The organism is Candidatus Limimorpha sp., from assembly GCF_056203535.1.
This window is the reverse complement of the sequence record NZ_JBADWU010000057.1, coordinates 1-16,234: the sequence shown is the minus strand read 5'-3', so window position 1 is coordinate 16,234 and position 16,234 is coordinate 1. Positions and strand designations below refer to the sequence as shown.

12 protein-coding genes are annotated in these 16,234 nt (G+C 43.3%); 9 read left to right on the top strand and 3 right to left on the bottom strand.

Going from position 1 to position 16,234, the window contains the following annotated elements; all coding sequences use genetic code 11:
- Positions 1–425: 425 nt before the first annotated feature.
- On the top strand, positions 426–2,843 hold the full coding sequence (locus tag AC06MN_RS06860; RefSeq protein ID WP_475671614.1) for an LTA synthase family protein: 2,418 nt from the start codon (positions 426–428) through the stop codon (positions 2,841–2,843).
- 224 nt (positions 2,844–3,067) lie between these two features.
- Positions 3,068–4,918: a peptidase U32 family protein gene (locus tag AC06MN_RS06855; protein ID WP_475671613.1), complete on the top strand. Its 1,851-nt coding sequence runs from the start codon at positions 3,068–3,070 to the stop codon at positions 4,916–4,918.
- A 316-nt stretch (positions 4,919–5,234) separates the two neighbouring features.
- On the opposite strand, the gene AC06MN_RS06850 is transcribed toward AC06MN_RS06855, so the two are convergent.
- On the bottom strand, positions 5,235–6,467 hold the full coding sequence (locus AC06MN_RS06850) for a molecular chaperone DnaJ (RefSeq protein WP_475671612.1): 1,233 nt from the start codon (positions 6,465–6,467) through the stop codon (positions 5,235–5,237).
- Between the two features lie 335 nt (positions 6,468–6,802).
- On the opposite strand from AC06MN_RS06850, the gene AC06MN_RS06845 reads away from it, so the two are divergent.
- The 7 genes from AC06MN_RS06845 to AC06MN_RS06815 all read left to right on the top strand — a co-directional run bounded on the left by AC06MN_RS06845 (position 6,803) and on the right by AC06MN_RS06815 (position 14,795).
- Positions 6,803–7,102, top strand: a complete 300-nt coding sequence (locus AC06MN_RS06845; RefSeq protein WP_475671611.1) for a nucleotidyltransferase family protein — start codon at positions 6,803–6,805, stop codon at positions 7,100–7,102.
- Positions 7,095–7,433 carry a HepT-like ribonuclease domain-containing protein gene (locus AC06MN_RS06840; protein ID WP_475671610.1) on the top strand — a complete coding sequence of 113 codons (339 nt, stop codon included), beginning with the start codon at positions 7,095–7,097 and terminating at the stop codon, positions 7,431–7,433. Before AC06MN_RS06845 ends, AC06MN_RS06840 begins: the two co-directional genes overlap by 8 nt.
- Positions 7,434–7,451: 18 nt before the next feature.
- Positions 7,452–9,254, top strand: coding sequence for an ABC transporter ATP-binding protein (locus tag AC06MN_RS06835; protein WP_475671609.1), 1,803 nt, complete (start codon positions 7,452–7,454; stop codon positions 9,252–9,254).
- A 244-nt stretch (positions 9,255–9,498) separates the two neighbouring features.
- Positions 9,499–10,518 (top strand): nucleoid-associated protein, encoded by a 1,020-nt coding sequence (locus AC06MN_RS06830; protein WP_475671608.1) that lies wholly within the window; start codon positions 9,499–9,501, stop codon positions 10,516–10,518.
- A 249-nt stretch (positions 10,519–10,767) separates the two neighbouring features.
- A complete protein-coding gene (locus AC06MN_RS06825; RefSeq protein ID WP_475671607.1) occupies positions 10,768–12,726 on the top strand; it encodes an LTA synthase family protein in 1,959 nt (652 codons plus the stop codon).
- Positions 12,727–12,918: 192 nt separating this feature from the next.
- Positions 12,919–14,229 (top strand): ATP-binding protein, encoded by a 1,311-nt coding sequence (locus AC06MN_RS06820; protein ID WP_475671606.1) that lies wholly within the window; start codon positions 12,919–12,921, stop codon positions 14,227–14,229.
- A 2-nt stretch (positions 14,230–14,231) separates the two neighbouring features.
- On the top strand, positions 14,232–14,795 hold the full coding sequence (locus tag AC06MN_RS06815; protein WP_475671605.1) for a GNAT family N-acetyltransferase: 564 nt from the start codon (positions 14,232–14,234) through the stop codon (positions 14,793–14,795).
- Between the two features lies 1 nt (position 14,796).
- On the opposite strand, the gene AC06MN_RS06810 is transcribed toward AC06MN_RS06815, so the two are convergent.
- Positions 14,797–15,426: a porin family protein gene (locus tag AC06MN_RS06810; RefSeq protein ID WP_475671604.1), complete on the bottom strand. Its 630-nt coding sequence runs from the start codon at positions 15,424–15,426 to the stop codon at positions 14,797–14,799.
- Positions 15,427–15,577: 151 nt separating this feature from the next.
- Positions 15,578–16,078, bottom strand: coding sequence for a DUF937 domain-containing protein (locus tag AC06MN_RS06805; protein WP_475671603.1), 501 nt, complete (start codon positions 16,076–16,078; stop codon positions 15,578–15,580).
- Positions 16,079–16,234: the final 156 nt, after the last annotated feature.

Here is a 16,234-nt window from a genome sequence, read left to right as displayed (position 1 = left end):
GTGGTGCAGTTGGCGGACAGGATGGAACAACGAGCGCAGCTAGCAGCGGCCTGAAACGAAAAAGTGTGCACATCAAAGTGCTTCCGCAGGGGAACTATGCCTCTGCCGTAGGAAACAGACGAAAAATCCGGCCGAAATGACTGGAATGAGATATAAAAACGTAACTTTGATGAGCCCAACGCAGAAAACGGATGGAACCAGTCGCTGCTTCGCTCAAATTGAAAACATTAAACGACAATCCCTATATTAACCGCAAATTTCGCATATCACGCTGATTTTCATCAACTACGAATTTGACAAACGAAACAGAATCTTTGGATGCGCTTGCGCATAAATTCAGACTGATTTACAAACACAATAAAGATGACAAGTGAGATGACATTTTTCATATTTTTGCAATTTGATTTTTTATTGAATTCAGATTTATGAAAAAAGAAAAACTGTCAATTGGTCTGCAAGAGTTTCTGAGTTTCTTGTTGTGGCTATTGGTTTTCGGATTTGCCATACGCATGTTTGAAACGGCCTTGTTGGCGCATTATCATTTTGAGTTTCTGAAGCAGCTCAAGTTGTGTCTTTTCGGGTTCGGATATGACATTCTGTTTTTTGCAAAAATATCGCTCGTCCTTTGTCCGCTCTATCTGTTGATAAACCGTTTTTCCGAGAAAACTGCGAAATTGGCCTTTCGTATTATGGGAACCATCATGCTACTGATTTCCAATGCGATGATCATGTATTTTGTGGCGGCTTTCGTTCCCTTGGACAAGATATTTTTCGATTATTCCATTCACGATCTCGTCTATGTTGCCAGTGCCAGCGAGCCGTTTGTCTGGTGGGGCTATGCCTTTTTGCTGCTGATTCCAGCTGCTTTTTTGCTGTTGTCAGGGCATGAGTTCCGCATGGGGAAAATCAGTCTTTTCGTATGGTTATCCGTTGCCGTTGCAGGATTGTGCGTTTGGAAAGTGCCTGAAAAACTTTACGGAAACCAAGATGAAAAAAACACCATCGACAATAAGCAGGCGTTTTTCTTTGGCAGCCTATTTTCGAAGGAAAGCAAATTCGACAGTATCGACATCAACACGGAAGATTTTGAACAAAACGGGGAACGCATCAAGGCGTTTCAGTCCCAGTTTCCTGAAATTGAGTTCATTAATGAGAAATATCCTTTTGCCCACATCGACAAATCGCCAGATGTTTTGTCGCCATATTTCAATCTCGACCCTGATGTGAAGCCGAATTTCGTGTTTGTCATCACCGAAGGGTTGAGCCGCGAATTTTGTGGCCCCGATTGCATCTATCCTTCGCCCATGCCTTTTTTGGATTCATTGGCTTCGGTCGGATTGTCGTGGGACAACTGCCTTTCGTCATCGCAACGCACTTTCGCGGCTTTGCCAACCATTTTCGGCAATTTGCCATTCGGTGAACACGGTTTTTTGCAGTCGTCCAACTGCCCTCGCTTCAATTCGCTGATTAAGATATTGAACCAAAACGGCTACGCATCGTCATTCCTATACGGAGGCTGGCTTTGTTTTGACGAAATGTGCTATTTCCTGAACGACAATGAAGTGAACAATTTCTTGCCTGATTACCAGACCTATCCCGAAGAGATGTCGAACAGTTGGGGGCTTTACGATGAATACCTCTTCTCCGAATCGTTCAAGCATCTCGATTTCGATAGCGGCAAGCCCCGCCTTGACATTTATCTGACCCTGACGACACACGATCCTTTTGAATACCCAAACGAAGAAAGCTATATCGAACGGTACAGGCAAATGCTCAAAAACGCCAACCATACGGATAAAGTACCTGAGCACATGTACAAATGCTATGCTTCCTACGGCTATTTCGATGATTGTCTGCGCAATTTCATGGAAACCTACAAATCGAAGCCTGATTATAAAAACACCATTTTCGTCATCACGGGCGACCATTGTTTCTACAGCCCAATCAGCGAGTTCAACAAATATTACGTTCCTCTGGTCATCTGGTCGCCGTTGCTGAAGGAAAGCAAGGAGTTTCCTGCCATGGTGACACACCGAGACATTACGCCTTCAATATTGGCGATGATGAAATCGGCTTATGATATGGAATCGCCCCAAACGGTGGCATGGATCAATACGGGATTGGATACAGTCTCTTATTTCAGGTCGAAGACTTTCTCGCCCCAACTGAAAGCATCCCGGCTTATGGGCAACATGATTTACGGCGACTATTTTTATGATGATGGCAATGTGTATAAAATCAATTGTCAGGACAACGTGCTGTCGCTTGTTCGGCAGGAAAACGAGCAAGTGAAACATCTGCTGAACGAATACAAGGCTATGGACGACTATGTGATGAACAATGATGCACTTCTTCCGAGAGATGGCAATCGCAAGATGCTGTTTTCCGTCAATTCCGCACAAAGTCTGAATTTCACCAGAGCCAGGACCAATGTGATGCCAACCGATACGTTGGATAAGGAAAACGTGTTTACGCTTAGCAAGACCTATCCATTCAATTTGACTAATGTCGTTTTGGAAAACGATTTGAAATCCGTTGAAGTGCAATGCGAATTCGATGTCTTCATTCCTAAGTACGAGAACGATTTCAACATCAGTATTGATTATGCAATTAACAGAGAAACAGGAAAAGAAAACATTAAGTCTATTCCTGTCAATTATTACTATCAGTATTACGACCAATGGCATCATTTTTCAATGACACAGATATTTGAGAAATCGATTTACGATTATCAGGAAGGTGATAAGATTTTTGGTTATTTCGTCAATGGTGCCAACAAGAAATTTTACATCGCCAATTTCAGGATGAATGTCATCGGCACGATGGAATCCGACGTACAATAATTGGTGATGGGCTTTGGGTGATTGGTGAATGGTTTGTAGCCCGTTGAGCTTGTCGAAACGAAGGCTCTAAGTGGAGAGTGCTAAAAGTGTTAAAGTGGAAAGTTTTTGGACGCTTTTTGATCAACTTTGGTTTTTTAAAACTAACAACCGAAAACTGATAACTAAATAACTGATAGCCCAATTAATTAAGGCATTTTACATCGGTTTTTCCGTATTTTTGCACCATGAAAATTATCGAACTACTCTCCCCGGCCAAAGACCTCGAAGTGGGCAAGGCCGCCATCAACCATGGCGCCGATGCCGTTTACATCGGCGGCCCCGATTTCGGCGCACGCGAAAAAGTGTCAAATTCCATTGAAGACATTGAAAAACTGTGCCATTATGCCGCACTGTACGATGCGAAGGTTTATGTGACGCTCAACACCTTGCTCCGCGACAACGAACTGGAACGCGCCCGCAAAATCGTTTACGACTGCTGGAATGTCGGTGTCGATGCCATGATTGTGCAGGACATGTCGCTGCTCATGATGGATTTGCCGCCCATTCCGCTGCACGCAAGCACCCAATGCAACAACCTGAGTTTGGAGAAAGTGCAGTTTTTGGAGAAAGTCGGTTTTTCACAAGTCGTTTTGGGCCGCGAACTTTCGCTTGAGCAAATCAAGGAAATCCGTGCCAACACAAGCGTTCCGTTGGAGTTTTTCGTGCATGGTTCATTGTGCGTCTGCCAAAGCGGACAGTGCTACCTGAGCCACTATCTGGGCAACCGCAGTGCCAATCGTGGCGCCTGCGCACAGCCTTGCCGTCTGCCTTGGAACCTGCTCGATGAAAACGGCAAAACCTTGATAGAAAACCGTCATTTATTGTCACTTAAAGACCTGAACAACAGTGCCCATCTTGAACAACTGATTGATGCCGGCATCACCAGTTTCAAAATCGAAGGCCGATTGAAGGAAGCCGATTATGTGAAAAACGTGACAGCCTTCTATCGCAAGAAATTAGACGAAATCATCAGCCGGAGAACCGATTTGCAGCAGGCTTCCAATGGCCGTTGCAGTTTCGGTTTTGAAGTCAATCCCGAAAAATCGTTTTCACGCGGCTTCACCGATTATTTCATCGAAGGCCGCAAAAAAGGCATCGATTCACCGTTCACCCCAAAATCGATGGGCGAATATGTCGGCGAGGTAACTTGGTGCAATTCAGTCCGTATGGAACTGCGCACCGATAAGGTTCTTCACAACGGCGATGGTTTCTGCTTCCTCGATGAAAATGGCGAACTGAAAGGCCTCCGCGCCGATGTGGTCAGCGGAAAAACCATTTCGAGCAATCGCCCGCATGGCGCCACACGCGGCACGAAAATTTACCGCAATCTCGATATCGAATGGCAGAAACAGGTGGATGCATCAAATGGCAATCGCAAGATTGACATACAATTGACCCTTGAGGAGAATGAAAAAGGATATGAATTTATCGCATCGATAGACGATGGTAGAGACGCGCCATGGCGCGTTTCTACAACCGCCGAATGTGAAAAAATCATCGCCAACAACCCCGAAAAAGCCACCGAAAACATCCGCAAAAAGGCCCTGCAATGGGGCGACACCATTTTCAATCCCGTCGATTTGAAACTGGATTTTTCGCAACCTTACCTGATTCCAGCCTCGGTTATCGGTGAAATGAAACGCAATCTGGTTGAAAAACTGATGGATTATCTGGTTGAAAACCATAAAAATAACCGCCCCCATAGAGACGCGCCATGGCACGTCTCTACAAATTATCCCGAAACGGAATTATCCTATTTGGGTAATGTGACCAATGCCTTGGCCGCCGAATTTTACCGTCAGCATGGCGTAACCGAAATCGAGGACGGACTAGAAAAATCGTATTCCAAGCAGTCCGGCATCAAGGTGATGACAACCAAACACTGCATCCGTTATGCCAACGGAATGTGCAGCAAGGAAACAGGCAAAAAGGCCACACCACTTATCCTCTCGAACGAAAAGGGAACATTCCGCCTCGAATTTGATTGCCGTAATTGCCAAATGAATGTATTTTCAATATCTCAAAATGATGATTGATAAATAATTGAACCTGATTTTTTAAAAATCATCAAAAAACAATCATCATTTTATGATGAAATTTGAAAAATACGAGTTTATTATCTGTGAATCAAACGATTAGATAATACTATTCTTCTATAAAAGAATGTCTATTCTGTTTATGACAAGTTTTTTGCGTTATGGATGAATAAAAGGAAATAAGTAAATGTGCAAATTTAGTTTACATGTTGAAAATACATGTCAAAGTTACGAGGGCGAAAAAACATCCCCATGTCGACACCGTCACACCCTTGAAAAGGAGTGCCAATAAGCACGATAGACTCAGGTAGCACTGTTATTTCCAGACTGTTCTTGTCTTTGTTACCCTTCCTGTTCCACCGCAATTAGAACAATTACCATTGATGCAACTCGGGCAATCCCTTGTAGTATTGGTATAATCATTATATGTTCCTCTACCATAACAATTTTGACATTTCCCTGATCCATAACAAACAGGGCAATAATCTTCGTAAGTCTCTGTTATATAACCATGTTGCTGTGAAGAGGATTCAATGCCCCCATAAATATCACCACCTCCGAAGTCTTGAACGGGCATCATATTTCCTCCCCAAGATTGTGTTTGCGGTGCTGGAGCATCATAAATCGATTCATAGTGAGATTCCTGTTGACTATTATCATCATAAATCGATTCATAATGAGATTCCTGCTGACTGTTATTAACATTTGAGAATGTTTCTTTCTCATCGGATAGAGACTCTTTAAGAATTATTGGATATTCACTTAAACAAACTAAACCAATCCTTTCGAAATACCATTCACGAATGGCTGTTTTGAGAGTATTCACACGTTTTCCACCAAAATAATAACCACATCCCTCATCATAATCATGATCAATACAATAATCATAATCATAATAATAATAACAGGCTGTTTTTTCTTCAAAAACACGAATCGGAGTTCCATCAGTTCGGTATTCCACTGATTTACAAATCATTTTAAAGCTTTCATTTCCGTCCCATTCATCGGTTTTTTGTTCTTCCATGCTCAAAACTAATATGGTTTTTTCGTTTTCAGAGCTATACATACGAAGGATATCATCATTTCTTTCGCTTCTAATTTTTTCCACACCAAACATATTATAGACCCTCTCCCTTTCAGTCACTATAGAGTTACCCCAACGCTCTCCATACCCAAAGGTGCCTATAATACATTTTCCACTATCATCAATCAACATATTTGCACTACAAACTATGATGACAGAAAACGACAAAACCAATAATCTGGGGGAGGGCTTCGGTATCGGCAAATTAAACCTGAAATGAGACGTGTGTGTGTTTATTATTCCCAATACTAAATGCACAAGCCATACGATTAGAAATAACGCTCCTATACTCGCAAACACAATCAACATCACATAAACAGGAAAACATTTTCCAATTATCCATCCAATAAAGGGAAAAAGAAAAATCCCCGACACAGTGAGTAGGACTGTCCAAATTATGGCTTTCAAAATAAACCGTTTGAAATCATCGTTGTTTTTGCCGTTCTGAATGTTTTTGTATTCCATTTTATTCAATAGTTACTGTTTCCCAGTCCCATAGAAACATCTGTCAACAAAAAAAGCGTGGAACTGTATGCCACACTTTAGTTGAAGGTCCTGAGAAACCCGAATATGCAAATATGAGATAACAGCCCACGCAGAGCGCAGAACTATCATGCCATCCTTGCATTTTCTTGAAAATTTCTCAGGTTTTCAACTACAAGATAAGCATAACGCTTCTTATTAAACAAAGAACATCCGATTGGCGAACCAATCGGACTGCAAAAATAACAAAAAACTGTATTTCGCTCATGTTTTCCCATAAAAAAGAGAAAAAGTTTACCTTTGCAAAAAATTCCACGATGAATTATATCGAAAAATACCGTCCGCTGATTATTGCCCTCTGTCAGCAGCATAAAGTGAAACAGCTGTTTGTGTTCGGCTCCGTTCTCACTGACCGATTCAATCCCGACAGCGACATCGATTTAGAAGTGTATTTCGAAAATGTCCCTCACGAAGATTATGTGGACAACTATTTTAACTTTCAAGATGCACTTCAAGAACTCTTTGGACGTGAAGTGGATTTGTTAGAAGGCAATGCCATACAAAATTACATTCTTAAAAACAATATTGACCGCAGCAAACAATTGATTTATGGATGAATATGTAAAAAAACATCTTTTGGATGTGCTAAACGCATGTAACGAAATAGAATCGTTTTTTGAAGGTCAGCCAAAGATATTTGAGGATTTTAGAAAAGACCTGCTCCGCCGTCGTGCTGTTGAACGTAATGTGGAAATCATGGGCGAAGCTCTCAATAGAATCATGAAAGAAAATCCTGACTTTTCACTTGAAAATGCTAAAAACGTCATAAGGACACGCAATAGGGTCATTCACGGATATGACTGCGTGGATGTCGAGTTTTTATGGGGACTTGTAATCAAGCATATACCTCTTCTCAAAAATGACGTTGAAAAACTATTAAATCAATAATAATCACTTTTCAATACTATGAACCTCGTTCAACTTTTCAAAAACATCAAGCCCTTTGTAAAACCATACAAATGGTTAGTTTTCATTACTTTAATCCTAACTCTCATCGGCTCATTGATGGCTCAGGTCAATGCTATCGTTCTGGATTGGACCGTTGACGAAATCGATGGCATGGTCAATCAAGGGATCCAGTGGGGACAGCAGGCTTATAAGATTGTCGTCACCATCGCCTGTGTGCTGCTGGGTAAGGAAATCCTTTCCGCCATCATCACTTTCTTGCAGAACTATTTCGGCGAACGCATGAGGATTTTCGTTTCGCACGACCTTGCGCAAAGCGTCATCGAAAAAGTGCTGACTTTCCGCATGGCTTTCTTCTCCGAAACAGAAAACGGCACCGGCAAACTCCAAACCCGTATCGACCAAGGCGTGAGCAGCCTTTCACGCACAGTGCAGAATTTCTTCATCGACTTGCTGCCGTTGTTCACCAGCGCCTTGCTTGCCTTGATACTGATGTTTGCCGCCAACGTGTATGTCGGTTTGGTGGCTTTAGGCATTGTGCCGATTTATTTCTTCATCACCTTCCGCCAGGCGAAACGCTTGAAAGGCTGGCGCCGCGAGATGCGCTCCATGCTCGAAACCAAGAGCCACGGCATCATGAACATCATTGAATCCATCAATGTCATCAAGTCGTTCAACCGCGAACAGATTGAAGCCGAAAAGCAGCTGAACATTCAGAATAACGTCACCCAAAACCAGATGAACACCCGCAAGGTGAGTTTCTATTATAATGGCGTGAAGAGTTTCGTGAAGCAGGTGGGCACGGTTTTGGTCATCATCCTTACGGCTTATCTCGTGCTGAAAGGCTATCCGGGCATGACCATCGGTAAAATCATGTATCACGTCATGCTGTTCAGCAATGTGGTGGCACCTATCACGCAGTTGCAGCGCATTTTCGACGACATGAACGACGCCTTGATTTATGCCGAAGGCTTCTTCAGCATCCTTCATTCCGATACCGATGTCGAACCGAGCGGCAATTACAAAACCGACAAGATTCATGGCAACTTCACCATTTCGGGTGTCGATTTCACCTATCCGAATGGCACTAAAGCCTTGCATAACATCAATATGGACATTCGCCCGGGCAAGATTACCGCTTTCGTGGGTCTGTCGGGAGCAGGCAAGAGTACCATCGTCAATCTGTTGGATAAGTTCTATGAGCCTGATTGTGGCAGCATTCAGCTCGACGGCGTTGACTTGAAGGATTACGACACGCATTTCCTCCGCGAAAACATCGGATTGGTTTTGCAGAAGAATCACATTTTTGATGGTTCCATCGAGGAAAACATTCTTTACGGCAACCCGAAAGCCACGCACGAAGATGTGGTTGAAGCCGCCAAGAAAGCCTATATCTACGACCAAATCATGGCGTTGCCGAAGCAGTTCGAGAGCAAAGCCGACCAGCTTTCGGGCGGTCAGCAGCAGCGCATCGCCATTGCGCGTATGTTCCTCAAGAATCCGCCTATCATTTTCTTAGATGAACCTACCGCTTCACTCGATGCCATCTCGACCGAACAAATCAAGAACAGCATCGATGCCATCAAGCAGAACCGCACCGTCATCATCATTTCGCACAGCATCTCGCAAATCATTGATGCCGACATCATCTACGCCTTGAAAGACGGTCGCGTCGAGCAGTCGGGCGACCCTGACGAAGTCTACAAGAAAGGCGGCATCTACAAGGACATCATCGATGCTTCGGCCCGCAGCCTGAACATCGAGAAGATTGCCCGCACGATTGATTGCGATGACGATGATTGATTGAAATCGCCAAATCTTGAAACAAAAAATGCTGTCCAAAGACAGCATTTTTTTGTAGTATTTGCTGTTTGCAGACAGCAAATAAAAGGTTTATAAAAGACAACCAGATATGTATCGGCCTTTCAATGTCATCGGCCAAAACGTATGAATGTTCAATTCCTGCTATCTGATTATTTGTGTTTTTCGACCATATTTTCACCAAAACATCATTTCTTCGTACTTTTGCACATCCAAATCAAGCGATATGTCAGTAATAAAAAACATGGCTTTGCATTTCGTCGGCAACAAACAGGCCGAAGAAGGTGTCATCTGCTCAAAAAGCCTTCTCTCCACCAACGATGAGATGCGTAACATCCTGCATGAGTATTTCTTGCAGGTTTTTCTTGCCGAGGAACAGTTTCATTTCATTCACGAATCGGATTTGAAATACAACGAGGTCTATGGCATGGTCAGTGAGATTTTCGACGATCCTGAAAGCTTGTATATCAATTCGGTAAAACTCGCCAAGCATCTTTACGAGAAAAGCGACCACCCGAAAATCAAGGCGGGCGAGTTCTATGTGGTTCATTTCACCGATTGCAGCATTGGCGGCAACCTTTGCGACGCCATCGGGCTTTTCAAATCGGAAAACAAGGACACTTTCCTTCGCGTCTGGACCTCTGAAGAAGGCCTCGACCTCACGCCCGAACAAGGCATCAACACCAAGAAACTCGACAAAGGCTGCCTGATTTACAATCTGGAACGCGAGGACGGCTTTCTGGTCACCATTGTCGACAACACCAACCGCAGCGACGCCCATTTCTGGACCGACGAATTTCTGCATGTTTTCCAAAAAGCCAACGAATATTTCCACACCAACACGGTGCTTTCCTTGACCAAGAATTTCGTCACCAAGGAGTTGCCGCAGCAATTCGAGGTTTCCAAAGCCGACCAAGCCGATTTGCTCAACCGCTCCGTGGCTTTCTTCAAGGAAAAAGAGACTTTCGATATGGACGAATTTGTGAACGAAGTAATAGAGCAACCTGCTGTCATTGAGAGTTTTCACAAGTTCAAGGACAATTACGCCCGGCGCGAAGACATTGAGATTGCCGACAATTTCGAAATCAACGGGACGGCAGTGAAAAAACAGGCGCGTGCTTTCAAAAGCGTCATCAAACTGGATAAGAATTTCCACATTTACATTCACGGCAATCGCGATTTAATCGAACAAGGCGAAGACGAAAAAGGAAAGTTTTACAAGGTGTATTATAATAAGGAACTGTAGGAATGCACCGCATGCCTCCGCCAACCGAAAACGAAAGCACTGGCAATTGTATAATGCGCTTCTTGCATTTATGTTGATTTTATTTGTGGGAGATTTGTGACCTGTACATCGCTGCCTGGCATTGCGAAACCATCGGTTTGCGTATCGAGACGCATGGCTGTGTACCCCTACACGCAAATGATTCTTAAATAACAAACGGCATCTAAGGTAAAAAATGTAATTTTGCGGTTGATATGAATTTGATAAGGAATGAAAAATAAAAAAACACCCCGACTGAATTACCTGCTAACTTCCTATTTATTAGGCATTATCATTTTCACGCTGTTTCGTGTTGTCAATACATTAGTGTATTGCAACGGCTGCGAAAACTGGCCTGATTTTGAAGGCTTATATCCAAAAGCTCTGCTAATGGGTTGGCGTTTCGACACGGTGATAAGCTGCTATTTCCTGGCATTGCCCGCCTTGATGCTTATTGTGGCCGAGCTGGCACACATACGATCAAAGGTCTATCATCAAATTATTCATCACATCATCGTGACGTTCTACATTGTTGGATTTCTGGCCTGTGCCGCCGACATACCGTTTTTCAACACCTTCTTCATCCGATTAGATGCTGTGGCAACCCAAGAGGCCGATTCCATAGGAATCATTGCCAATATGATTGTTTCAGAACCACGGTATATTGCTTTTCTTTTTGCATTTTTGGCTGTTGCCGCAGGCTATTGGTTTGCCATGCGGAGCATTTACCGCCACACGTTGCGCAACAATCTCGACACCTTTGCACCATTAGGCTGGGCCATAGTGGTAAGTCTGCTGTTGGCCTTGGCCATCTTTGCGGGTATGCGTGGCCGATTGAACAAAAAAAGCCCCATACGTGTCGGAACGGCATACTTCTGCAGCGATCCATTTCTCAATCAGATAGGACTCAATCCCGTATTCACTTTTATCAAGAGTGCCGAAGAGTTGAACAAAAGCGTCAATAAGCCACTCGACCTGACCGATTCAGCCTTGGCAGAAGCTGTTTACCAAGCTGAACATAATAGTCCTGCTGATAGTACCCTGATGCTTGCTGGCCTTACAGCACCATTGCCTGAAGGCACTAACGTTGTAATGGTGATTATGGAGTCGATGACGGCTGAAAAAACTTGTCTGGCAGAAAGCAGCAGCATAGGTTCACTAACACCAGTTTTGGATAGTCTGATGGCTAACGGATTGGTTTTCACACGCACTTATTCGGCTGGCATTCACACTTATAATGGAATTTATTCTTCCTTGTACTCGCATCCCGCCCTGTTAGCCCGACACACTATGAAACATACTATCGTTCCTCAGATGGATGGTCTGCCTCAACAACTGAAAAAAGCGGGGTATAGTACGGCTTATCTGATGACTCACGATGAGAATTTCGACAACATGCAGGGATTTCTTTACAGTAATGCTTTCGACAGCGTGATTGGTCAATCGTACTATCCGAAAAACGAAATCATAGGCACTTGGGGCATTCCCGATCATGTATTGATGCGCCACGCCGTAGAGCATTGCAACAGTGTGGCCAAAGACGGGCCTTTCTTAACCGTCATTATGACTTGTAGTGACCACACGCCTTATTATCTGCCCAACGATATCGGTTTTCATCCTTCCACTTCAAAAATAGAGACACAAATGGTGGAATATGCCGACTATTCTATTGGTGAACTGATGCGCATGGCACGGCAGCAACCATGGTTTGACAATACGGTTTTCGTATTCATAGCCGACCATGGACAAGTATGGGGCTCAAGCAAATACGATATGCCTCTGTCCTATCATCATGTGCCGATGCTGTTTTATTATCCAGGCAAGATAACACCTTCGCGTTACGATGGACTGGCGCTTCAGATTGACCTTGGTCCAACTTTGCTTGGCATGATGCCTTTCACTTCCTCAAACAACACTTGTGGACTTGATTTGCTCCGGCAACCCAGAAAGTTCGCCTATTTCAGTTCCGATGACAAGATTGGCGTAATGGACGAGGAATATTTCTATGTGTACCGTGTGACTGACAAAGATGGCAAATTGTACCATTATGCCATTGGCCAGACAGATGATGTATCCGCTTTGCAGCCCCAACGTGTTGATTCAATGCGCCAATATGTTTTTGGAATGTTGCAATGGTCCTTCAACAAAATAAATGAAAGGATGATGATTCAAGGAAAAGGGGGAAAGTGAGGAGTTAGGAATTAGGAGTATTTAGCTCCCTGAGCTTGTCGAAAGGAAGTTTCTTAGGTGAGAGGAAAAATTTTTTTATACCAATTCATTTTATCCTTGAATTTTATTCCATAAAAACTTGTAATTCAAATAAAAATATCTACTTTTGCAAATTAAAATATTTGTAATTTACAAATTTGTAAATTTTGAATCATGAAGTTTTACGATAGGGAAACCGAATTACAGGAACTGCACCGATTGGACGATTTGTCACATTCAGTCTCGCAATTCACGGTGCTGATAGGCCGCCGCCGCACGGGAAAGACCACCTTGCTTGTAAAGGCTTTTGAAAACAAGAAATACTTGTATTGCTTTGTCGGGAAAAAGTCGGAACAGATTCTGTGTCAGGAGTTTCAGCAGCAGATTGAGAGTATTTTGGGCATTCATATCTATGGACAAGCCGTCAGGTTTTCGGCTTTGCTCAACGAGGTGATGCAATACAGCCGTCAGCAACAAGTGACTTTGGTAATCGATGAATTTCAGCGACTTATGGAACTGGATGAATCCATCATTTCACAAATTCAGAATGTTTGGGACCAAAACCAAAATGAGGCGCATATTCATCTGATTGCCTGCGGCAGCATCTATTCCATGATGAAGCGGATTTTTGAAGACCGCAAGGAACCTTTGTTTGGCCGAAAAACCGCAAGAATAGTGCTGAAACCTTTTTCAATCAGCACTTTAAAACAGATTTTCCATGATTACAATCCCAATTATACCGCTGAAGATTTGCTGATGTTGTATGCCATAACGGGTGGCGTGGCAAAATATGTGGCACAACTGATGGAAAGCGGTTGCAAAACATGGAACGACATGATACAGGCCGTTTGCAATCCATCGTCTGTTTTTATTGAGGAAGGCACCGAATTGTTAGTGGGTGAGTTTGGCAAACGTTACCAGATTTATTACAGCATCCTGCAACTCATCGCTAATGGAATGACTTCACAATCGGAAATCGACAGCATTGTCGAGAAAAACACGGGGCGTTATCTTGAAACTTTGGAAACGGATTATTCCTTGATACGCAAAATGCGTCCTCTTTGGTCAAAACCTAATAGTCAAGGAATTAAGTATCACATTGAAGATAATTTTCTGTGCTTTTGGTTCCGTTTCATCGAATCGAACCGCAGTTTGGTGGAACTCGGAAAATTCGATTTGCTTGCCAAAGACATCACACAAAACTATCCACAATTCAGCGGTTTTGTGTTGGAAAAATATTTCCGTCAACTGTATGGCGAAAAGCCTGATACAACCGAAGTTGGAAACTGGTGGACATCAGACGGAAAGAATGAAATTGACCTGATTGCCATTGAAAAACTGAACAAACGCGCTGTTGTCGCCGAAGTAAAACGCAATCCTGAACGTTACAATACAAAGTTATTGGAGGAAAAATACGAAAAAATCAAGAAAAACCTTCACGGCTTTCAAGTGGAATTAATGGGTTTATCCCTAAAAGACATGTAAAAATGAACCTGCAACTGCACCAATGTACAATCACTGATTTTCAAGCCGTTGTCGAATTGAACGAGACGGTTTATGCTTCTCTGCCCGACAAGTCGGTTTTGCGGCATAATTCACCCGAAATGATTGCTTCATGCCTACAGGAGCCGAATGTGACTTTGGGCTTTTGGGATGATGAAAAACTCGTTGCCATAGGCATCCTTTATGTGCCGCAATGTTTGGAAGAAGACCATGCGCACGATGTGGTGGGACTTTTAGACAACGAGATTACGGGGTTACGAGACAGCGAGGCTTTAGAACTTGATGAATTGGAAAAATTAGGCATTAAGGCTGCAAATCAGAAATTATTTCTGGTGAGAGATGGCTATCGCGGTTTGGGTTTACAGCAGAAACTGATTCAGGAAGTGGAAAAACTGGCTGTTCAACGTGGCTTCAATTTGCTTTGCACGACTTGTGCGCCGAACAATAATTTCAGCATCAATAATTTCCTGAAGGAAGGTTATCGCTATGCCAAGACGGAAGAAAAATATGGTGGTTTAACGAGAAACCTATATTATAAACAACTGTAAATCACCACACATCCGACCAAGTTACTGAAATCACATGATTGGTTGAAACGCCATCGCCTTTGAACACGTTATTCAAGCCCAAGGAATAGCGTATTTCAATAAACCAATAACTGATGGCTGTCGTAAAACCATAGTCAAAGCTGTTGTAAGTACTTGTTTTCCATGGCGTAATAGCTTGTTTCGTATCTCTATTAGTTCTTGTAGATACAACATCATTGCCGCCGAAGCAGAAACCAATGTATGGACCAACACGCAATCGCGCCTTTTTTGCTTCACTTTCGTCTTCTTCGTTCCATTTCCGCATGTATACATTCAACAATATCGGCACATTGATGTAGGAAGACTTTTCGATATAATGAAACCTGTTTTTGTCTTCGTCGGTTCCTGATTTGGTTTTCATTCCTTGACGCGAATATATCACATCGATTTCTGCACCGAAAATGGAATTCTCGGGAATCAAAGCAATGCGAATGCCGCCACAGAAATCCGTGCGAAAACGTGTCGAATCGTTGTCGGCCAATTTCATGGTCGAGAACGCAGGGCCTATCAGCAAGCCGCCACCGATGCGTTGGGCAAAACCTGCTGATATACCTAAAAAAATGAAAACCAATATGATAAGATGTCTTTTCATGATGCTTTCAGCTTGCAAAGATAATACGAAACCATCAAACGAGCAAAAAAATACGCAATTGTGTAGTTTATGGTTTGCTGTTTTGCGTCGGATAGAAAAAAGAACCTCACCAAAAGGCAAGGTTCTATAGTTTTAAATTACTGAAAACGAATCATTTACCGCCAAACAATTTGCCTAAGCCGCCAAGAATGCCACCCATGCCGCTGCCTGAATTGGAGCCGCCGCCGAGAACACTGCCGAGCAATGCGCCGAGAGCGTCATTACCAGTGTTGTTGTTGTTCTTCATTTTGCCGATGAGGTTGAGCATGGCAGGAGCGATGGATGAAAGGATGTTGTTCACCTGACCGCTTGTAGTGCCGGTCTGCTTACCGATTTTATCGAAGATTGATGAAGCGTTGCTGCCCAAAATCTTACCCAAAATCTTTGAACCGTCGTTAAGGTCGACGTTTTTCAGGTTGCTGAGCATGCTTTCTGCGTTGCCGGCATGATCGCCGAGAGCCTTTGCCAATGCTGCGGCACCGCCTTCGGTGGAAGCGTTTTTCTGCATAGCGCCAACCAAAGTCGGAAGGGCGCTGGTGATGACTGATGACACCTTGTTGGTGTCGATGTTGAATTTCTTGCTGATTTCGTTGACAGTGTCATTGCCTGCCAAAGAACTTAAAATGTTTGGCTCAAGTATAATTGTTGACTGAATTTATACCAATAAAGGAAGAGAGGGACGTTTGCCGAGGTCTAGCGACCTTATGGAAACCATAGCGGATGCAGCCGCCTCGAACATCAGCGAGAGCTTGTTTGCGACATACACCTT